This is a genomic window from Mannheimia massilioguelmaensis, from assembly GCF_000940515.1.
Taxonomy (GTDB): Bacteria; Pseudomonadota; Gammaproteobacteria; order Enterobacterales; family Pasteurellaceae; genus Basfia; species Basfia bettyae.
Genome location: NZ_CDQL01000006.1, coordinates 194,261 through 216,434, shown reverse-complemented (window position 1 = coordinate 216,434; position 22,174 = coordinate 194,261). Strand labels below are relative to the sequence as shown.

Annotated in this window: 19 protein-coding genes and 1 riboswitch; of the genes, 1 reads left to right on the top strand and 18 read right to left on the bottom strand. The window is 36.2% G+C overall.

Going from position 1 to position 22,174, the window contains the following annotated elements:
• Positions 1-128: 128 nt before the first annotated feature.
• The 18 genes from thiE to yjgA all read right to left on the bottom strand — a co-directional run bounded on the left by thiE (position 129) and on the right by yjgA (position 20,664).
• The gene (gene thiE / locus BN1226_RS05805; protein ID WP_044470374.1) at positions 129-791 is read right to left on the bottom strand and encodes a thiamine phosphate synthase; all 663 of its coding nucleotides are present in this window, start codon (positions 789-791) and stop codon (positions 129-131) included.
• Complete coding sequence (thiD, locus tag BN1226_RS05800) at positions 784-1,590, bottom strand: bifunctional hydroxymethylpyrimidine kinase/phosphomethylpyrimidine kinase (protein ID WP_044470512.1); 807 nt, start codon at positions 1,588-1,590, stop codon at positions 784-786. The genes thiE and thiD overlap by 8 nt, the downstream gene beginning before the upstream one ends.
• 10 nt (positions 1,591-1,600) lie before the next feature.
• Complete coding sequence (gene thiM / locus BN1226_RS05795; protein ID WP_044470373.1) at positions 1,601-2,401, bottom strand: hydroxyethylthiazole kinase; 801 nt, start codon at positions 2,399-2,401, stop codon at positions 1,601-1,603.
• 106 nt (positions 2,402-2,507) lie between these two features.
• Positions 2,508-2,602: riboswitch (TPP riboswitch) on the bottom strand.
• A 350-nt stretch (positions 2,603-2,952) separates the two neighbouring features.
• Positions 2,953-3,312: a hypothetical protein gene (locus tag BN1226_RS05790; protein ID WP_044470372.1), complete on the bottom strand. Its 360-nt coding sequence runs from the start codon at positions 3,310-3,312 to the stop codon at positions 2,953-2,955.
• Positions 3,313-3,693: 381 nt separating this feature from the next.
• Complete coding sequence (locus BN1226_RS05785; RefSeq protein ID WP_044470371.1) at positions 3,694-4,089, bottom strand: hypothetical protein; 396 nt, start codon at positions 4,087-4,089, stop codon at positions 3,694-3,696.
• Complete coding sequence (locus BN1226_RS05780; RefSeq protein ID WP_044470370.1) at positions 4,089-4,772, bottom strand: hypothetical protein; 684 nt, start codon at positions 4,770-4,772, stop codon at positions 4,089-4,091. The genes BN1226_RS05785 and BN1226_RS05780 overlap by 1 nt, the downstream gene beginning before the upstream one ends.
• A gap of 5 nt (positions 4,773-4,777) precedes the next feature.
• A complete protein-coding gene (locus tag BN1226_RS05775) occupies positions 4,778-5,170 on the bottom strand; it encodes a hypothetical protein (protein WP_044470368.1) in 393 nt (130 codons plus the stop codon).
• Positions 5,170-5,712, bottom strand: coding sequence for a hypothetical protein (locus BN1226_RS05770; protein ID WP_156149901.1), 543 nt, complete (start codon positions 5,710-5,712; stop codon positions 5,170-5,172). The genes BN1226_RS05775 and BN1226_RS05770 overlap by 1 nt, the downstream gene beginning before the upstream one ends.
• Positions 5,713-5,815: 103 nt before the next feature.
• Positions 5,816-6,208 carry a hypothetical protein gene (locus BN1226_RS05765; protein WP_044470368.1) on the bottom strand — a complete coding sequence of 131 codons (393 nt, stop codon included), beginning with the start codon at positions 6,206-6,208 and terminating at the stop codon, positions 5,816-5,818.
• Complete coding sequence (locus BN1226_RS05760; protein ID WP_044470367.1) at positions 6,208-6,867, bottom strand: hypothetical protein; 660 nt, start codon at positions 6,865-6,867, stop codon at positions 6,208-6,210. The genes BN1226_RS05765 and BN1226_RS05760 overlap by 1 nt, the downstream gene beginning before the upstream one ends.
• A gap of 5 nt (positions 6,868-6,872) precedes the next feature.
• Positions 6,873-7,046: a hypothetical protein gene (locus BN1226_RS10765; RefSeq protein ID WP_156149900.1), complete on the bottom strand. Its 174-nt coding sequence runs from the start codon at positions 7,044-7,046 to the stop codon at positions 6,873-6,875.
• 203 nt (positions 7,047-7,249) lie between these two features.
• Positions 7,250-7,924: a hypothetical protein gene (locus tag BN1226_RS05750; protein ID WP_156149899.1), complete on the bottom strand. Its 675-nt coding sequence runs from the start codon at positions 7,922-7,924 to the stop codon at positions 7,250-7,252.
• A 111-nt stretch (positions 7,925-8,035) separates the two neighbouring features.
• Complete coding sequence (locus BN1226_RS05745) at positions 8,036-8,533, bottom strand: hemagglutinin repeat-containing protein (protein WP_156149898.1); 498 nt, start codon at positions 8,531-8,533, stop codon at positions 8,036-8,038.
• 56 nt (positions 8,534-8,589) lie between these two features.
• The gene (locus tag BN1226_RS05740) at positions 8,590-9,543 is read right to left on the bottom strand and encodes an immunity 49 family protein (protein WP_044470363.1); all 954 of its coding nucleotides are present in this window, start codon (positions 9,541-9,543) and stop codon (positions 8,590-8,592) included.
• A 1-nt stretch (position 9,544) separates the two neighbouring features.
• The gene (locus BN1226_RS05735) at positions 9,545-11,536 is read right to left on the bottom strand and encodes a VENN motif pre-toxin domain-containing protein (RefSeq protein ID WP_239384669.1); all 1,992 of its coding nucleotides are present in this window, start codon (positions 11,534-11,536) and stop codon (positions 9,545-9,547) included.
• A 204-nt stretch (positions 11,537-11,740) separates the two neighbouring features.
• Complete coding sequence (locus BN1226_RS05730) at positions 11,741-12,100, bottom strand: hypothetical protein (RefSeq protein ID WP_044470362.1); 360 nt, start codon at positions 12,098-12,100, stop codon at positions 11,741-11,743.
• A 13-nt stretch (positions 12,101-12,113) separates the two neighbouring features.
• Positions 12,114-19,709: a two-partner secretion domain-containing protein gene (locus BN1226_RS05725; RefSeq protein ID WP_044470361.1), complete on the bottom strand. Its 7,596-nt coding sequence runs from the start codon at positions 19,707-19,709 to the stop codon at positions 12,114-12,116.
• A gap of 418 nt (positions 19,710-20,127) precedes the next feature.
• On the bottom strand, positions 20,128-20,664 hold the full coding sequence (yjgA, locus tag BN1226_RS05720) for a ribosome biogenesis factor YjgA (protein WP_044470360.1): 537 nt from the start codon (positions 20,662-20,664) through the stop codon (positions 20,128-20,130).
• A gap of 95 nt (positions 20,665-20,759) precedes the next feature.
• Here yjgA and pmbA point away from each other — a divergent pair, with 95 nt between their 5' ends.
• Positions 20,760-22,115 carry a metalloprotease PmbA gene (gene pmbA, locus BN1226_RS05715; RefSeq protein WP_044470359.1) on the top strand — a complete coding sequence of 452 codons (1,356 nt, stop codon included), beginning with the start codon at positions 20,760-20,762 and terminating at the stop codon, positions 22,113-22,115.
• The last annotated feature ends 59 nt before the right edge of the window (positions 22,116-22,174 follow it).

Here is a 22,174-nt window from a genome sequence, read left to right as displayed (position 1 = left end):
ATTCCTTAGGGTTATAAAATAAATTGAATTTAATAATAAAAAACAAATGCTATGAATGATAAGGATTCGTATTTATATGTCAATCAACATTTTCATATTTTATGATTTAAATCACTTTTTATTAAATTTTAACCGCCTGATAATATTCTAATGGTTTCGAAAATGTTTTTAGAACGGGTAATCGCAGAAATGACAGCCACCCCATCGGCACCTAGTTGTCTTAGTTTGGGGGCGGATAATTCAGTAATTCCACCGATAGCAACACAAGGCTTATTAATTTGATGCTCTCGAATTTGATGAAAAATTTCCATACCAAGCACAGGACTGTGATCTAATTTAGATTGCGTAGAGAAAATAGGACCAATACCAAAATAATCGATATTAGGATTATTTTGATTCGCTAAGGCTTGTGCTAAATTATTTATTGATAATCCAATAATCGGTTTTACTGTAGTTTTTAGCAGAATATCGTTGATTCCCATATCTGTTTGTCCTACATGAATTCCATCAGCCTGTAGAGATAAAGCCAAGTCAATATCATCATTAATAATGAAAGGAGCATTAAATTCTTTACATAGTTTTTGGCATTCAATGGCAAGTTGACGTTTTGCTGCGGGATCATTTTCTAAAGAGTTCTTTCCTTTTTCACGGAATTGAAAGCAACTAATTCCGCCCATTAGTGCTTGTTTTAAAATATAGAGTAAATTTTCACCAGCATTATTAGATAAATGGCAGCAATCCTGTGAGCCAGCAATAAAATACACGGAAAGCATTGATTTCACTTTATTCATCACGATATGCCCAATGATTTGTTGGTCCATGCCCATGACCAATGTTTAATGGATGGCTAATTGCCTCAGTAATAAATAACTTGGCTGTATGTATCGCTTGTGGAACAGTATAGCCTTTAGCTATTTCTGCGGTAATGCAAGCTGAAAATGTACAGCCTGTGCCATGAGTATGAAGGGTCTGATAACGAGGGGAGGAGAGTGTAAAATCTTCATCTGAAGTGAAAATCCAATCTTTACATACCGCACTTTTCGCATCATCTAAATGACCACCTTTGATAATTACCGTTTCAACACCTAAATTTTGTATAATCTCAGCGGCTTTTTTAATATCTGTTTCATTATGGATTTTAATCCCTGTAAGTGCTTCTGCTTCAGGAATATTAGGGGTAATAATATCTGCTTGAGGAATCATTAAATTTTTTAATGCACTGACCGCACTTTGTGGTAGTAAGCTAGCTCCACCTTTTGCAATCATCACGGGATCTAACACAATTTTGCCAAAAGAATATTGACGTAAACCATCAGCAACACATTCAATGCGATTAGCATCTCCCAGCATTCCAATTTTAACCGCTCTAATATCAAAATCTTCAGCTATAGCTTTAAGTTGAGATTGAATTGTATCAATAGGAATAAGATGGATATCGTAAACGCCCAGCGTATTTTGTGCCGTCACCGAAGTGATAACAGAAGTCCCAAAAACATTTCGCATTTGAAAGGTTTTTAAGTCAGCTTGAATACCTGCACCACCGCCGCTATCGGAACCTGCAATGGTTAAGGTTTGTCTTATTGGATTCATCATATGTTTTTTACTTCTTGTTGATTTTGCTAACACGTTGTACTTGGGCAGAGGTAATAGCACCTAATTGATTAATAAAATTAACCGCGAAACTGCCATATTCAGTTGGTAGTAAGCCTTGCATTGCCAATTCTCCTGCAACCGCATAAGTTGCACAGGCTTCGACACAAGCAGAAAAATATGAATCCTTTTCAGCAACCCCAAGAAATGCGGCAATTACAGCACCAAGTAAACAACCAGAACCTGTGACTTTAGGAAGCATAGATGAGCCATTATGAATGGAGCAGAGTAGTGAACCATCAGAAATCACATCAGTTTCACCACTTATTGCCACAATACATTGATATTTTTGAGCCACGGTTTTAGCAATAATATTTAAATCTGCATCATTACCCGCCGCATCTACACCTTTCCCTTGCCAACAACCTTCCGCTAAAAAAGCAATTTCCGCAGCGTTTCCACGTATAACCGCCACTTTGATTTGGCTGAGTAATTGATGTGTAACCTGTTGACGGAATTTCGTCGCACCCACACCAACAGGATCGAATACCACGGGAATATCTAATTGATTTGCTGCTTTTCCTGCAATCAACATTGCTTCAATATCTGCGGGGTGAATCGTACCAATATTTATTAATAAACCTTGCGCAAAATCTTGAATTTCTGCTACTTCTTTAGGCATTGTTGACATAAAAGGCGAGGCACCTAAAGCTAATAAGCCATTAGCGGAAAAATTGGTGACAACAATATTAGTAATACAATGAACTAATGGATTTTTTTGACGAATCAGTTCTAAATAATGAGTTTGCATAGCAATTCCTTTTTGTAAAAAATGAAATTAACCAGCAATAAGACGAAAGGGAATAAAAGTACAAAAGATCTTTTATCAATAAACGAGAGTATTTTAGTTTTACTTGAATCTTTTACAATTAGTTTCCTACGCCAGTATTAGCTGTATCAGGTTCACGGGTGTTATCTCAGCTACTGAAACGTAGCACCCCGACTAATGTAATAACAAGTGTAATACCGTTCAAAATTTAACACAAAATTTGTTTTATAAAATTGTGAGTGAGATCACTAAAATGGAAAGGGAATCGAAGTAAAAGTGCGGTCTAAAAATTAAAAATTTTTTTACAAAATCTAGAATTTTCATAAAATATTTTTTACTCTTTTTACCTAAAATTCATATCTGGTGGAGAATTGTTATTTAGATAACATATTGATATTATTAAATAAAATAGAATTAATGGCTTTCATCCTTCACTTTTTACTTTATGCACTGTTTTATTGTTAAATTCAATTTGTTCTGTTTTTGAACCAATATCCCCCAAAGTTTTTCTGAAAATTAATAATAATTTTTTATTATCCCCAAGGCTTTGCATCTGGTTTGCTGTGTTTAGCTCGCCATTTAATACATTCTGGCTCGTTCCATACATACTTTTCTTCACATACGGGACCTTGTTCCAAATACCATCCTTTTTTTTCCATACATAAATTAACTTTAAGTTTATCACTTTCACCTAATACAGGGTCCATTCCACAAGCTCGCATATCAACATCTCTTTGAGTGGCAAATTCAAACTTCCCAATCCAAGCTCCAGTATTGGGGTCATAAAATGACTTTCCTGTATACCATATATAGTATAGTTTAGGTGGCTTAAACCCACCAAATGAACAACTAACCAAAAAGGCAATACTAAAAATCATACAAAGTACTCTCATAAAATTTCTCCTATTATTTATGGTTTGAATTTCTGTTTAAATCATAAATTGTTCGTTCTTTATTCATAATTAGGTCTTTTTCATCTTTACGATAACCATCCGTTACACATTGTTTTTGTCCTAGACCATGACAATTATGTATTGAAGAATTATCTCCAAACATATCAATTATTCGTTTTATTATCCTTCTATTCTGATAATTATCATTCATTGTGAGGGGAGGGGAGCTGATAGAATCGGCAAGTTATACAGCGGTTGTTCTTACTTTATCCGAGTTTTTATAGATTTTATGAAAAAATTGAGAAAAATGAACGGTTTCTACTAAAGTTAATCAAGCACTGTGTGGATGCCGGTACCATCTAGGGTAACCAAGCACACTAATCAACGATATTTTGCATTTTCTCTACATATACTCGCATTATCTCCATCTTGAGCCATACACCAATATAAGGGGGCACTAAATTTATATCCTAGCTCGTAATAACAACTAGTATTAGAGGGAATCAGCTCACGCAAACTTCGATATTCTTGGTATTCATTTGGATATTCTGTTTTCATTTTTAAATAACCTAGCTTTTCATAGCGAGTTTCTAAATATTCTAATCTTTTCTTATTTGCACTGCCTAATTTAGATTTATTTTTATCAAAACAAAATTTCATTTCAGAGGCAGAAATGTGTCTGCCATCTTTAATCCAAAAAGTATAGGCATTTGGAGAACCATTAGCTAAATAACATCCTAATAATAACAAGGAAAATATAGTTGATAATTTTCTCATTACTTATTCTCCTTCTCTTTTCCTAAGATTATCTTATTATCAAATCTTATTATTTCTGTTTTAGGTCCAACGCTTCCCCAAACATTTTTTTGATAATGTATTATATTTTGTCTATTTTTTTCGCTTTCTTTATCAAAACTAGGATTTAAAAAATTAATTACATCTTCATCTCGATAATAAGCCTTGGTATGATCCCCTGCAATAATCCCCCATAACGGTATTCCTGTCCAATGACTTCCTGTCGTATTTGTATTACCGATACCAAAACTTAAACTACCTATTTGATAAGGCAATCCTAGCCCTGTTGCCACAATATCCCTTGATGCCACAGTATAAGTAATTTTCCCGTCTTTAAATAAACCAGCCGCTTTTTCTACATAACCTTGATCATACAAGCCAAGTGACAGTCTTCCTCCGATAGTACTATTGGTAGTTGGATAAGATGTGCCTGCCACATAGCCTTTTAAGGTGGTGTCATTTAAATCTATTCCTTTATATTCCACCCAGTTCATTGCATTTTTTGTGCTTGACGCTCCCAAACTATGAGCTACATGATCTAATGACATTCGATTAGTCAGGTTTTGTGTATTATAGGTATTAATCATATCCCAAATCGTAACTTGATCTCGGCTTGCATTAAATGTGCCAAACGCACTGAAACTATCTAAAACATCTTTTAACATACTAATTAACGATATTTCTGATTAACTTTACAAGTTTCTGTGTTTGCTCCTCCATGATCTCTAGATAAGCACCAATAATAAGGGGCTGTAAATCTATATCCCATATCATAATAACATTCACTTATTTTTGGGGTTGCTTTTTTTATATATGATATATACTCATCATATTCCTCCCTATAATTTTTCCTCATGGAAACTATACCTATATTATTTTCAATAGCATCTAAATGCTTAAATCTAGAATCTAACAATGCATAAACTTTTTTTTCACAAACCTTTATATCAGAATAGGATATATGCTCTCCATTCTTTATCCAATAATTAAATTCAGATGGAGAACCATTACCCAAATAGCATCCACTTGAAACACTTACAAGAATAAATAATACGAATCTCATTATCCATCTCCTTCATTATTTATCATCCCTTGATTAAATCTATTACTTCTTATTTTAATTCCATCACCACCCCAAATTTTATCTTGATAATTGATAATACTATCAGCAACAGCTTTGTTATTTAAAAAATTTATAACACTAAAATCTCTATAATAAGCATCGGTATGATCTCCTGTTAAAATCCTACCTGGAATCCTAGGGAAATTCTCTCCCGTAGTATCCGTATTTCCTATTCCAAAATTAAAGCGACCTGGTATCCAAGGTAATAAATTAATCCCTGTTCCAACAATATCTCCAGAAGCAATAGTGTAATCCACCTGACCATCTTTAAATAAACCAGCCGCTTTTTCTGTATAACCTTGATCATACAAACCAAGCGACAGTCTTCCTCCGATAGTACTATTGGTAATTGGATAAGATGTGCCTGCCACATAGCCTTTTAAGGTGGTGTCATTTAAATCTATTTCTTTATATCCCGCCCAATTCATTGCATTTTTTGTGCTTGCCGCTCCCAAACTATGAGCTACATGATCTAATGACACTCGATTAGTCGGGTTTTGTGCATTATAGGTATTAAGCCTATCCCAAATCGTAACTTGATCTNAAACGCACTGAAACTATCTAAAACATCTTTTAACATACTAATTAACGATATTTCTGATTAACTTTACAAGTTTCTGTGTTTGCTCCTCCATGATCTCTAGATAAGCACCAATAATAAGGGGCTGTAAATCTATATCCCATATCATAATAACATTCACTTATTTTTGGGGTTGCTTTTTTTATATATGATATATACTCATCATATTCCTCCCTATAATTTTTCCTCATGGAAACTATACCTATATTATTTTCAATAGCATCTAAATGCTTAAATCTAGAATCTAACAATGCATAAACTTTTTTTTCACAAACCTTTATATCAGAATAGGATATATGCTCTCCATTCTTTATCCAATAATTAAATTCAGATGGAGAACCATTACCCAAATAGCATCCACTTGAAACACTTACAAGAATAAATAATACGAATCTCATTATCCATCTCCTTCATTATTTATCATCCCTTGATTAAATCTATTACTTCTTATTTTAATTCCATCACCACCCCAAATTTTATCTTGATAATTGATAATACTATCAGCAACAGCTTTGTTATTTAAAAAATTTATAACACTAAAATCTCTATAATAAGCATCGGTATGATCTCCTGTTAAAATCCTACCTGGAATCCTAGGGAAATTCTCTCCCGTAGTATCCGTATTTCCTATTCCAAAATTAAAGCGACCTGGTATCCAAGGTAATAAATTAATCCCTGTTCCAACAATATCTCCAGAAGCAATAGTGTAATCCACCTGACCATCTTTAAATAAACCAGCCGCTTTTTCTGTATAACCTTGATCATACAAACCAAGCGACAGTCTTCCTCCGATAGTACTATTGGTAATTGGATAAGATGTGCCTGCCACATAGCCTTTTAAGGTGGTGTCATTTAAATCTATTTCTTTATATCCCGCCCAATTCATTGCATTTTTTGTGCTTGCCGCTCCCAAACTATGAGCTACATGATCTAATGACACTCGATTAGTCGGGTTTTGTGCATTATAGGTATTAAGCCTATCCCAAATCGTAACTTGATCTCGGCTTGCATTAGATGCGCCAAACGCACTGAAAGTATCTAAAATATCTTTTAACATACTAATTAACGATATTTCTGATTAACTTTACAAGTTTCCATATTATTTTCTGCAACACACCAATAGTAAGGAGCACGGAAACGATAACCTAGGTCAAAATAACATTTGCTAATTAATGGTTCAGCGTAATCTAAATACTCTGAATATTCTTGGTATTCAGATGGATTGTTATATTTCATTTTAGCTATTCCCAATTTACTTTTATCACTTAAGTACAAAAAACGCGCTCCTAACCCTTGGTAGATTTTGGTCTTACAAAACTTTATGTCATCATATAATATTTTCCTTGAATCTTTTAACCAATAGGTAGTCGAAGGAGGAGAACCATTAGCTAAATAGCAACCATTTAAAATCAATAATAGTAAAAATAAAACTATGAGTTTCATCTTTTATTCTCCTTAATTTGGTTTTCAAAATATCTTATTTTTGTTTTAATCCCTCCTTTTCCCCAAGTCTTATCTTGATAATCAATAATTTTTTTAGCTTCTTTTTCATTTTCTAAAAATCTAATCACATCTTCATCTCGATAATAAGCCTTGGTATGATCCCCTGCAATAATCCCCCATAACGGTATTCCTGTCCAATTACTTCCTGTTGTATTTGTATTCCCAATAAATAAACTTAACATACCCGCTTGATAAGGCAATCCTAGCCCTGTTGCCACAATATCCCTCGGTGCTGCAGCATATTCCACCTCACCATCTTTAAATAAACCCGCTGCTTTTTCTACATAACCTTGATCATACAAACCAAGCGACAGTCTTCCTCCGATAGTACTATTGGTAATTGGATAAGATGTGCCTGCCACATAGCCTTTTAAGGTGGTGTCATTTAAATCTATTTCTTTATATCCCGCCCAATTCATTGCATTTTTTGTGCTTGCTGCTCCCAAACTATGAGCTACATGATCTAATGACACTCGATTAGTCGGGTTTTGTGCATTATAGGTATTAAGCCTATCCCAAATCGTAACTTGATCTCGGCTTGCATTAGATGCGCCAAATATACTCGGCATATCTAAACCGGCACGCAATCGTTCAAAAATGGTAAAGGTCATTTCTTCCGCTAATCCGGCATAAGGTTTACGCACAACTACGCTGGCATTGTCTAAAATATCTTTGCCCGAATATTGGATTGAACCATATACTCTATCTAAATCACTTTGATTCTAAGCATAGGTGACTTCATCGCCATTTCCATAGCCTTTGCCATAGTTGGCAGCAGCAGTAAAACCACTGGATTTATTATTACTGCGTTCTAGGTGGTTTTCATCTGCGGCTTCAATATTGATGTTGCCATCCGCTTTTAAGTGGGTACCACCTAAGCCTACAACATCTGACCCCGTAATAGAGAGGGTAGAGCCTTTGCCGGCACCTCGGGTTTGGATATTCACCTTACCGCCTGCATTGATTTGGCTTTTCTCTGCAAGATTGCCCTCACTATGTTGGGTTTGCACCGATTTTTGTTGCCCGTAAGCGACGCGTACACCAACCGCTCCGCCTGTTACAGAGCCCTTTGAAACCGCATCGGCAACATTACTCAGATTATCCACCGCATTCATGGCTTCAAAGCCCACATTCGCCGCCGCCATTGCGTGAATGCGATTATTCTTATACTCCACTAATGGCGTGAGTGTCTCGCTCGTGCCAAAATTGCAAAAATTCAAACAAAATTAACCGCTTGTCTCTAATTTAGCTCTAGCCCAATCAGAATAGGAACTGCCTATATACCAAAAAATCTAGAAAGAAATCCTTTTCCTTTCTGGTTTTCTAGGTGCTTAGCATTGTCTGCTTTCTGTTTCCAAAAACTAATCCAATTTTCTAATGGCTGGCTATAATCAAAATCCCTCATAAAATCATAAGGATCTTCATATTTTTTCAATGGTTTATATTCTATTAATTCTTTCGGAGCTATCGGACTATCAATCTCTAAATCAAATCCATGAATAGCCGCAATTTTCGCATACATCAATACTTGCATCTGCAAATAAAAATCAAACCAAACATTATTATCATAAACTGCATTCTTGGCTAATTTTGGCTCAAGCAATTTTTCTAGTGCTATTTTCATTCCTTCAATATCTTTATTACATAAAGCAATATAAAATTCATGATCAGGGATACGTTTTTCATCACTTTTTTGTTTATTAGGCTCATTTAAAAAAGTTTCTGCACGTATTTTTAATTCAGACCAATCACCAGCTAAAGCTAATAAAGTATTTTTTAAAAAGAAACTATAGGTATCTTTTCTCTTATATTCTCCTAAAAAATGATTTCTAGAATTAATCAGAAAATGGATTAAATCTGGATTATCAGACATAATTGGTAAAAACAAGCAAGAAGTATTATAACCACTAATCCAAGACAATGGTTCTTCGCTACTTAATATTCGTAATTTAGCTCCAATATAAGCATCTTGTTTGAATGCGATAATATCAGAGTGTAACAACAAATCGAAAGATGCCTTAGCTTCATAATAAACACCTATTCTGCCCATACAAAATAATACATTCCCTTGTCCAGAATATATCTTGTTTAAAAAAGCATTTACGCCTACTTCTTCATCCGCATATCCTCTACCCCAAATATATTCTGCACGCCCCTGTACATGTTCTACGCTTTCTTGATAACTACGTTTTCCTGAGCTACCTAAATAAATAGTATAATTTATTGACATACTATTTTACTCCTTTTGAATTTGGAACTTTTACTGGAATTAGCTTGATTGCTCTATCGGATTTATCTATTCCAGCTACAATAGTTTTAATAGAAGTAGGATCCGATTTCTCTATAGCTATACGTACAGCATCATTTTTAGGTAATTGATTGATAACATTAGTAATCCAGTCTGATGATAATTGATTCGTTCCACCAGCACCTTTAGAGCTGATCTGAATCGTACTATTTCTAATTTGTTTACTATCAATAATAACAATAGAACCATCTTTTCCAACTAAAACATGATCAAAACCATTATTTGAACCATATTTCCCTCCCGCTAATGGTTTATAACCAGAACGGTTAGCAAGATCATTTATGAGTTTTTCTGTTAAATCACCTTTCGGATCTCCATAATTAACTATTTTTTCAATTAAATCTTTCTCTGCAGCATTAGTCGGTTTTAATTCACACGCTGATTTGCAAACTTTGCTTGCATTAATAAAGCCTTTATTTGTTGAAATAGCTACATTATCAACTTCATTGATAACTTTATTTAATACAGAGTAATTTTTGAAACGATTAACTTGATCTATTACCGCAATACCAGATGTTTTAGCTAAATAAGCTGCTTTTTGGATAGTTTTTGCTGCTACACCACCTAAAACAATATTTGAACCTGGTATTCCTGTTAAGTTACCATCAATATACCCAAGAATCTCTCCAGCTAAAGCTGGATCATTTTTCATTGCGTAATCTAAAGTAGTGCTAAGCTCTTTTCCAGAAAGAACTATCTTATCAACTATTTCATTAGGGTTTGTTATCGCATAAGCTAAATCCTTAATAGTTTGGTCAAGGTTAATAACACTTTCTACAGATTCTACTACATTATTGATAATACCTTTCCCTTCTGCTTTTCTATAAGAAGTTATAAAAAGCATCGCTTTATGCCAATCTCCACCAAAAAACCGTTCAGCAACAAGCTCTATTTTTTCACTTTCTGTTATAGGCATTAAATCAACATATAAAGCATTATTCTCCACCGCATTTTCCGCAATCTGCATTCCAACTCGAGCATTTTTTGCAGTGGTAAGTGAATCACCGCCTGTCACCGAGCTGGTTGCTGCACTTGCTACTCCTGCAATAGCTTGACTTAGCTCCAATACTTGCCGTTTTTGTTCTTCTGTTAGATTTTTAGGGTTAGGTTGGTTATAAAGAGCTTTGCTGATAATTTCAGCCACCATTTCACCGCTAGCACCTGCAACTGCACCACTTGTTGCATTACCTCCTTGAGTATAAGCCTCTATTGCTCCCCATACAGCGTGTGCCAAAATATTAGTTGCTTTGTTATCCTGTGTAATCTCTTTAATTACCGTATTCATATAAGGCGAAACCGCTCCTGTTACCACTCCTGCTGTTGGGCTTCCACCTAAGGCTAAGCCTACTGCGCTGGTAATAGCATTCACTCCTTGTCGATAAGCTCCGCCTATTTCCCATTTTTCTGCTTCTTTTTCCAGCTCTATTGCCTTAGCTAGATTACCATTTGCTTTGGCTTGATTCGCTTCCTCCCGTTTGCTTTCTGCGTGAGCAGTTGCTTTTTCATTTATCGTTGCTAAAGTGATACTTTGGAATTCTTGAATCACTTTCACCTGATAATCCAATTCGTTCTGTACTTTCTTCTTATCAAATTTATTTTCCAATTTCCCTGAACGGCTTTCGGCTGTATCTGTCGTAATATCAGTTTTGACTTCCGCTTTAATTTGTTCTGCGGTTTTGCCCGTTCTGTCAAGCTTCCCCTGTTCGTCTCGGATAGTAATATTTTTCGTATTAATCCCCGAGATGGTTTGGCTGGATTGGCTATCTTCATCCGAGCCAAACCCCACATTTAAATCCGTCTGTAAAGAAGCCCAACCACTTGCCAGTTTGGCTTTATTCGCATTACCATCCGTTTCGGCTTTTGTCGTTTCTTCCCCATTTTGATTAATGTAGAGCTTCTCGCCTTTTTCATTCACCGCCTGCTTATTGCTTTGGGCTATGCCCGTTTTACTGTTGCCAAACGGAGTATCAAAGTTTGCGGCAACACTTCCGCTTATACCGAAACTGCTGCCTTTGTAATTGGCGAACCCTTTTCGCTTAAAGGTGCTTTTGTAGTGACTTTCATAATCCGAACGTACCGCAGAGATATTTGCTGATTTTGCACTAATATATTTGTGTTATTATCCCCAAGGCTTAGCATCTGGTTTGCTGTGTTTAGCTCGCCATTTAATACATTCTGGCTCGTTCCAGACATACTTTTCTTCGCATACGGGACCTTGTTCCAAATACCATCCTTTTTTTTCCATACATAAATTAACTTTAAGTTCAACACTTTCACCTAATACAGGATCCATTCCACAAGCTCGCATATCAACCTCTCTTTGAGTGAAAAAGTCAAACTTCCCAATCCAAGCTCCAGTATTGGGGTCATAAAATGACTTTCCTGTATACCATATATAGTATAGTTTAGGTGGCTTAAACCCACCAAATGAACAACTAACCAAAAAGGCAATACTAAAAATCATACAAAGTACTCTCATAAAATTTCTCCTATTATTTATGGTTTGAATTTCTGTTTAAATCATAAATTGTTCGTTCTTTATTCATAATTAGGTCTTTTTCATCTTTACGATAACCATCCGTTACACATTGTTTTTGTCCTAGACCATGACAATTATGCACCGATGAATCATCTCCAAACATATCAATCGTTCGTTTTATTATCCCTCTATTCTGATAATTATCATTCATTGTTGATGGATTTCCTCCTAATAGAAATGGTAAGCTACCTACGGGATCTAATTGATGGTTTTCAATACGAATAGCTCCCTCTTTGTTAGCCTCGTTTCTTAAGGAACCTGTTTGTAGCTGACTTAAGGAATTATCGGTATTAGTCACATTAGCTGCAGGCCCCACCATTTTTACTTTAGTACCTGAGAGTAATTTAGCCTCACGATTTTCTTGAGTATTTAGTGAGTTTATGGCATTAGCCACAGTTAAGGTGCCTCGACTGTGTGAACCAATGAATAGATTATCTTTACCATACTTCGTCATAATCTGTTTGGCTTGTAAGCTGGAATTATCCATTCCCAGTAAGTTACCAAAAGAGGTTTCAAATATCTTTTCATAACCCGCCACGAGTAATTCAGAAAATTTATTTTTTGCCTCTGGATGATGTACAAAATAAATATCTTTATGGATACGAGTATTTATTTTTCCTGATTCACTTTCTTTAGCTACATAGTTTTGCCATGCAAATTTCGCTGCTGCGTTTTCATCGTTAAAAATGCCATTAAATGCCACTACATACCTTGTTTCCGATTTACCAGTGAGCGGATCTTTATAGGTTACTTTTTGCAGATGATTCCTTTCTTGATCGGAAACTTCTCTTAGTTGATAAACATTGCGGCCTTTACCTAATTCGCTAGCTCTATATTTATCTATTTCTTTTTCATACACTTCTTGAGTAATTTCTCCTTTTCTTAATTTTTCATCAGCTACTTTTTTAGCTTCATCATTCAATTGATTTTCTAAATTTTTATCTTTTATAGGTTCTCCCTTCTCATCAATCTTGGCGGTCATCATTCTATGTTCGGCTATAAACATTGTCCGATAAGCCTCATCGGTTAACCCTGCCATATTTGAAAAGAATTGTCGTTTAATTGCTGAATCTGTTTCCGCTTCTTTTTGCAGAGATTGATAATCAGGTTTGTCTAAATGATGAGTTTGTTCTGTTGTTGATTTTGTAATACCTTTAATATTTTCCTGCCCCTCCGAATCCTGAATAGTGAATCGCCCGTTACTAATCACAGATGAAGTTGTACTGGAAGCATTTTCAGATTTCTTCGTATTACTCAATAAATTAACCGCTCCGATTTTTGATATAGCGTAAAAATCGGCACTATGTACGTCATTTTCACCTAAACCAAATTGAATTGGGCTACGATTGGCTTGATTTGGGTTGGTCTGCTCAAATGTTTCGCCGTTTCTTTCTCTCTCAGCACGGTAAATCTCATTTTTTTCTTTATCCTCCTTAGAAGTCTGGTCTCTACCGACAGAAAATCCCATATCAAAACCTGTTGAACTGGCTTCAGCATTTGCGTGATTTTTAATGTCGGTAAAGCTGAATGTGCGGGCCGATAATGCATTTTTATCTGATTCTGCGGAAGAGAGAATAGCGCCTCCCGTAAGCTGTACCTTGTCTTTAATGTCTACATCGTAACCACCATCACCCGCCAAAATTCCCGCCTGAGTTTTCACGCTGGCATAATCTGAGTTGATTTTAGATTTGTTGTAACTACCACTTGCTGAAAAACCATAACCCATGGTTGCTTGTCCGCTGATATTTTGCTGTTTACCTTGATATTTGGCAGTATCTTGCAAGCTTTTAATAGACAGATTTTCTGCTGAAACGCTGATTTGGTTGCCTTTCATTTGGCTTCCTTTAATGGCGGTATCCGCTGTGCTTTCAATTATGGTTTGGCTGTTTTGGCTACCCACTTGACTGGCTACCCATGCTTGGCTTTCGCCATTGCCATAGCCTTTTGCCACATTGCCACTGGCTGTAACTCCAGCCAATACATGATTACCAAATTGAACAGCCACCCCTAGATTAAATCCGCTGGATTTATTATTACTGCGTTCTAAGTGGTTTTCATCTGCGGCTTCAATATTGATGTTGCCATCCGCTTTTAAGTGGGTACCACCTAAGCCTACAACATCTGACCCCGTAATAGAGAGGGTAGCGTCTTTGCCTGCACCTTGAGTTTGGATATTCACCTTACCGCCAGCATTGATTTGACTTTTCTCTGCAAGATTGCCCTCACTATGTTGGGTTTGCACCGATTTTTGTTGCCCGTAAGCGAGGCGTACACCAACGGCTCCGCCTGTTACAGACCCCTTTGAAACCGCATCGGCAACATTACTCAGATTATCCACCGCATTCATGGCTTCAAAGCCCACATTCGCCGCTGCCATTGCGTTAATGCGATTATTCTTACTTTCTCCAACCATTTTTACCGATTTTGTGACAGAATCCACCGCTTGTATCGCATTCGCCACTGCACCAGTAAGGGCTAAAGAGAAGCCTTTTTGCTCCATTTGGTATTTGTAGTGACTTTTATAATCCGAACGTACCGCAGAGATATTTGCTGATTTTGCACTGATATTGATATCCGCGTTTTTTGAAGTGACAATACTACCTGTTTGTCGATATTCTCCTGCGGTGTGGATATCGGTATTCCCTGATAAACTTCCTACTTGGCTAGCAACCGCACTTTGCTGCATTTGGTCTTGCTCAATTTGCTCTTTTTTAGAACCCACGGTAAAACCAATGCCACCGCCCCCCATTAAGCCACTTTTACTTTCAATATGTTCATTTTCTTCATAGTGGCTATTTTGAGCAGCAGTGATGTTTACTCCTTGTTTTCCAGCGATGCTTAATTGTTTATCAGCAACTACTGAAGAACCATTAATATCTACTTTTCCTTTCTCGGAAGCGAGGGTGACATGTTTACCATCGACCTCACTGGCGACAGCTTCAGTGTTGTCATGATAATGACCTCGAATTTCACTGCTTTTACTCACCATATCATGATTACTGGTTTTTGAATGAGTAGCTAAGGTTTCTGATTGTGTACCTGATTCAATACGAACATCGCCTTTTGCACCAATCATGGTTTTACCAGTCTGGCTACTCACCGAGGCTTGACGCAAGGTGGTGTTGTTTTGCCCTATGAGCATGACCGTATCTTGACCAACTAAGTGACTACCGACTTCATATTGCTGGTCTAAACGGTAGTAGTTATCGCTATCGGTGTTATTATGCTCTTTGTTGTTGAGCTTAAGTGTGGTGATTTGTAGATGATTTCCTGCACTTGCAGTGAGAGCACCTTGGCTTTCTATATCGGCAGCTTTAATGGTTAAATTCCCATCACTATGTAAATTTAAATGCCCATTTTTCCCCGTTACTTTCACACTTGCTTTTTGGTCTAAGACAGTGCGAGCAAAATTCCCCGCTTTATTCTCGGCAGAAGAGAGGGTACTTTGAATGTCTAGTTTTTTACCAGCATAAAGGGATAAATCTTTTACCGCTTCAATTTTACCCCCTAAATTAATGAGATTCTGCTTAGCGGATAAATCGACACTTTCGCCTAAAATCATACCTTGGTTTTTAAGTTGGTTAGCGTGAATAAGGGTTAAATCTCGTCCTGCAATTACGCCACTGTTTTCTAAGTTATCTACTGCCCCGATAATCTTATTCGCTGAAATTACTGCCCCTTGAGCACTAATATTGCTATTTCTAGCTACTAAATAAACTTGAGGTACCAACACTGTTAAATGGCGACCATCTGCTAAGGTGACGTCTTTATTGACTAGCCACACCATATCGGTGGTGAGCTCTGACATTTGTTTAGCGGTTAAACCTACTCCTAGGGCAAGATTAAACTGTTTAGCGTATTTCACGCCACTATTCATTAAGGCTTGATATTGGGCTAAATCATCATGATAACCTTCAAGATAACGCCGTCCTGTGAGTTGATGAATTTGTTCGTTGATTAACCGTTGCTCATAAAAACCATCACCTAAACGTTTATGTACATTTTCGTGATTATGTCGTAGTTGTTTAAACATATAATCTGAACTCAACCATTGTTTAGGGTCGGTAAATCGAGTATCAGTTTCAACTAAATAACCATGAGGAGCATCAGGATTGATTTTATAAAGGCTAGCTTGTGGAAGAGGAACCGTCTCAATAGGTGATTTATTCACATGAGGCAGATCTAAATTTTCGACTTGAATTGTTTTAGGGTCAGCTTTCTTGGCTATTTCAGCTTCGCTTGAAATAGGGCGTCCAATCTGATTTAACACTAAACTAAAACCAAAGGTCTCAACGGGTAAAGTGCGGTTAAAATTTTCATTAATATTTTCGGTGTAATGTGCCCAAACTTTTTTTGTTCCTTTATGCTTTCTTTTTGACACTAAGGTTGAGGTTTCTCCTTCATCAAGACGATGGATTTCTCCAATTAAATCAATATTCTCAAGATGTGTACCTTTGCTACTTAAATCACTATTATTAAGATTATGTTCGATTACGCGATCGCCTAATAACAATTTTTCTCCGATCAATAATTTTGACGCATAATTGAGCAAATGTTCTCCAGCCAGGGATAAATTTCCACCAAAGGCAATTTTAGCTGGGTCTTGGTGAACTAATGTAGTGGTATGCGTAGTTCGAGTATAAAATTTTTGGAACCAAGTAGGGGAGCCTACAGAAGTGCCATTATCAAAGCGAAAATAGGCATTACGGTCATGACGGTTATTATTATTCCAATCTAACCAGCCTTGTGCATTTACGCCGTCTCGTCCTAAATAAACATCACTGCTATTTTCTGGACTATATTCTTTAAAATATTGTTTGTCGGTTTTGATGCCCGTTTTAATATAAAGGTCGTGATTTTTTAATCTTGTCGTATTTATTCCGCCATCGCCCAAGGCTTCAATAGTCGCACTGCCATTATCCACAAGAGTCGCTTTACCGATTGCTCGATAATTGCTATCTAACGCTCCTCCAATAAATAATTTATCTAAACTTAAAATCAAAGAATGATCTCGATTGGTTAAGGAACTCACGCCAAAATCTAAGCGTTTTCTGGCAGCAATAGTTGCTGATTGGGTTTCATCCTTTTGTTTTTCAGCAAGATTTTCTAGTTTATTTGCCTTTAGTGCTAAATGATTACCATAGATACGTCCTGTGCCAATATTGGTAATATCTGTACCAGTGATACGAGTTTCATTACCATCAATTAAACCTCTATTAGTTAACTGCTTTACAGATAAAGTAGTTTCATTTGCAGAAAGCTCAGCATGTGCATTATTGACAAGATGATTTGCCAAAATAGTCATTTTATTGCCAACACGTTGTTCGGCATGATTATTAAAATCTCCTTGGGTTGTCAAGCTAAGGTTATTACCAACTTCAAATGCTTGATGTAAAGTTAAGCTGTCTTTGAGATCGAGGGTTAAATTACCCAGGGTTCTAATTAACCCTTCTGATAGTAATCCTTTCGCTTGTAAATCAATAGCATGATGCGCTTGTATCACTCCCTTTTGGTTATTTATCATTAAATCATGGGGATTTTTTATCTGTATCTTATTGAGGGCAACGATTTCACCTTGTTGATTGCTAAGAAGATGAGCAGCACTAATATTTACCTTTTCTGTACTATAAATACCACCTTGCTGATTATTTAAGGTGTTCGCCTCAAAGGTTAAATCTGATCCTTGAATACCTTGTGTCGGTTGATTTCCTTTCGCCTTGGTGCCTTGATTATCTAAATGGTCGACCTGTAAGCTGAGCAAGTTGCCATAAATCAATGAGCCAGTTTCAGAGATTGCATGATTATCAATCTTATTCGCATGAATATGTCCTGTTTGGCTACGGATATAGCCTGCTTGGTTATCCAATAAATGTGTTGTGAGAGCAAGCTGTGAGCGAGCTTGAATTTCGCCACTATGATTGATTAATTTTTGTGAAAAAAGAGAAAGATTCTCGGCATTTAACTGGCTATGTTGAGTATCTAATGTTGTTGGTGTTGTTAGAGAGAGAGCTTTATCCGCTATTAATGTTGCGTGATTTGCTTGTATTTGATCTTTTGTCGTTTTTATCTCAATCCCATGAGCTGAAGTATGGCTTTGGCTGACATTAACCTCACTAGCTGATATTGTGATGCCTCCAGAGGCGATATTTTTGCCTTGTGCCGTAGTTTTTCTTGAGCTAGTTAGTTGAATGGATTTGCCTTTAGCTGATTTTTTCTCTAACTGACGAGTTTCACCCTGTGCATCATCTGTTACATTAACCCCTGCGGCAATCAATGAGGTTTCAGTTGCGTGAATTGTTGGAGCCGTATAGCTAACATTGCCTTTTGCTAGCGTTTCACCACTTTGTTGAATATGACTATCTGCTTTTTTATCAATATTGCCACCACGAGCGACAATGGAACCTCGGTTTTCAATTTTTGCTTTGGAACGAAGCTGAATATTCCCTTGTTTATTTTCAATTTTACCTTGGTTATCAATATCTTGTGTTGCCGTTAAGTTCATGGCTTTTTCGGCATTTAATATTCCAGTATTAACAATTCGTCCTTGGCTATCTATTTGAAGAGTATCAAAACTCGCTCCAATATGCCCAGCGTTACGTACTCCAACTCCTTTTTCTGTGCCAACTAAATAAATTTTACCTGAATACATACCACCTAATTTGCCTACATCAATGGCAAATTGCGGTTGGCTTTCATCTGCAAGCGGTTGTTTAGTGCTAATTATTTGCAAATTATTGTCGGAATCTGAACGCTTAACGGTATTTTTATCAGTTATTACTTTGGCTTCTTTTTTCGACCAAATTCCTGCATTTACTTGGGTTTCACGGGCAAGAATTTCCGTGTAATCTACATTGCTGTTATCTAAGCCCTTACCCGCAATAGTCACTTTGCCTTTCTCAACTTGGAATTTTTCCACCACACCATGGTTAATCTCTGGCTTTCCTGTGGTAAAGGTCGCACGGTCGGCATTAATCACACCGCAACCATCACAATGTAATCCGCTTGGGTTGGCAATAATCACATGGGCTTTTTTACCTGCCACTTCCATATAGCCTTTCATTACACTTGGTTTGCTTGAATTCACCTCATTTAAAATGACTTTTGCTTCGCCTCGAGCAAGGTAAGGGTTAGCGGTAATGTTTCCAGCTAATTGAGTTGAAGTGTTGGTGCGGCTGTTATTTAAAATTGCCCCTTTTTCAGCTACATCAAATTGTGAATATTTATTATGGGAAAGGCCTTTATCATTTGGGGTTTGGATATTTACTTGAGGTAAGCCATTGGCGGTAGAAAGGATAATCGGTTGTTGGGTTTTCGGGGCGGTTTTATCGGCTCTTATAATTAAGGCATCCGCCAGTGCCAAATTTGAAAATGATATAAAACCCAGTGCACAAAATAAGCTGAATACGAGTGTTTTTAGTCGAACCGTTATGCTTGGAAAACTAAAATTCTTTTTCTCAGTGGATTTCCCTTCTGATTTTGCTAGCTCAGAAACAACCACCAGGCGTTGTAAGGTTTTATTGAAAACAACACGGAAACAATGTTTATTCATAACAGTTCCTTTATTATTTAAATGAATATAAATTTAATTAAATCCTTTCCACCCATCTTAACTTTATACTGAAGATAAATTAAATATTGCTTCAATAATTGCAATGCTTTAGCCTGATGGAGTTGAGGTTTTCTGTAGTTTATAAGAACAACAGTAAGTTTGCAAATAGGAATAAATCTCAATAATAAAATATTATCTATATTAGGTACTAACGAATTTGATTCATTTCGTTTATTTTTAATAAAAGAGCAGTGCCTGAATAAACGCTTGGAATAAGCATTCCAATTGTATAATAAAAATCCTGACTGTTTAAGGCAATCAGGATATGATTAATTATTTAGTTAAATAATGTTTGTATAGCAAGGAGATAATAGAAAAATATTTTGAATATTTAACCGCACTTTTGCTCGGCTAGAAATTAATCTCCGATGATCATTTGTTTTAAATATTGATAAATTTCACGATAAGCTTTAGGTGGTTTGTTTTGTTCCTTTTCTTTTTGTGCTGAACGAATTAAATTACGTAAATGTTGGCGATCTAGTTGAGTATATTCATTGATTAAATCTGCTAAACCTTGATCACCTTTAGCGATTAAGTCATCTCGCATAAATTCGAGTTTATGTAACATAACTTGTTGTTGATTATGTTTATTTTCAATTTTATCTAATGCTTCTTGAATTGGCTCAATGTCTGTAGAGCGTAATAATTTACCAATATATTGTAATTGGCGACGTTTAGCTTCTTTTACTGAACGTTGAGCTAGCTCAATTGCTTCTAATAAGTTGCTATCCAATGGGATTTTTTCTAAGTTAGTTTTTGTGAGCTCCACTAATTTTGCACCTAATTTCTTAAGAGCTTCCGCATCGCGTTTAATTTCACTCTTACTGACCCAGATAATTTCTTCTTGATCTTCTGTTTCCCAATCAAGTTCAGGCTTTTTGCCACGTTTCTTCATTTTGCTTCCTTTTTTAATTTTGACCCGTAGCATTTTAGCATAAAACCTAAAAATAAGATAAAATGCAGTGAAAATCATGCTAGTAGGGCTTTTATATGGAAAATTTAGAAAATCAAACCGCACTTTTAAAACAGCAGGAACAGGAATTACGTGATGCCGTATGTTATGCGGTAGATATTGCAAAAAAAGCGGGAGCTACCGCAGAGGTTTCAGTTACTAAAGTAAATGGATTATCGGTTTCAACCCGTCTAAAAGAAGTTGAGAATGTTGAATTTAATAATGATGGTGCATTAGGCATTTCTGTTTATTTAGGTCAACAAAAAGGGAATGCATCCACTTCAGATCTTAGTCAAGCTGCAATTAAAAATGCTGTGGATGCAGCATTAGCGATTGCAAAATATACCTCACCAGATGATTGTACAGGTTTGGCTGATAGAGAATTAATTGCCTTTGAAGCGCCTGATTTAGCTTTATATAAAGCGGCTGATATTAATGTGGATAAAGGTATTGAATTAGCCTTACAAGCTGAAATAGCTGCTTTAAATTATGATAAACGTATTGTAAATAGTAATGGTGCTAGCTTTAATTCTCATAATGGTGTGCGAGTTTATGGGAATAGTTATGGTATGTTACAAAGCTATTTATCTAGTCGTTATTCTCTTTCTTGTTCTGTGCTTAGTGGCATTGATGAGCAATTGGAAAATGATTATGAATATACTATTTCTAGAGATTTTAACCAATTAGAAAATCCTGCGTGGGTAGGGGAGAATGCCGCTAAAAAAGCGATTGCTCGTTTACAACCTCACAAAATATCCACTCAAGAATCACCAGTGATTTTTTTAAATGATGTTGCTACAGGGCTTATTGGTTCATTAGCAGGGGCAATCAGTGGGGGAAGTTTATATCGTAAGGCGAGTTTTTTATTAGATTATTTAGGGAAACAAATTTTGCCTGATTGGTTCCAAATTAGTGAACGTCCTCATCTAAAAGGGGGATTAGCTTCTACACCATTTGATAGTGAAGGGGTAAGAACTGAAGCTCGCGAAATTATTGAGCAAGGGATTTTACGTACTTATTTATTAACCAGTTATAGCGGTCGTAAATTAGGTATGCAAAGTACAGGCCATGCTGGTGGGATTCATAATTGGTTAGTCCGCCCGAATAAAACGGGAGGCTTAGAAAGTTTGTTACGTGAAATGGGACATGGTTTATTAGTCACAGATCTGATGGGGCAAGGTGTTAATATGGTTACTGGAGATTATTCTCGTGGGGCGTCAGGTTTTTGGGTAGAAAATGGTGAGATCCAATATCCAGTGGCAGAAATTACTATTGCAGGGCAACTCAAAGATATGTTGCATGATATTGTGGCAGTATCTGATGACATTGAACATCGTTCAAATATTCAAACTGGGTCAATTTTACTAGAAAGTATGAAAATTTCAGGTAATTAAAAAATATTTTGCAAATGATAATAATTCTTATTGACAAGTGAATTTTACTTCTATAAGAT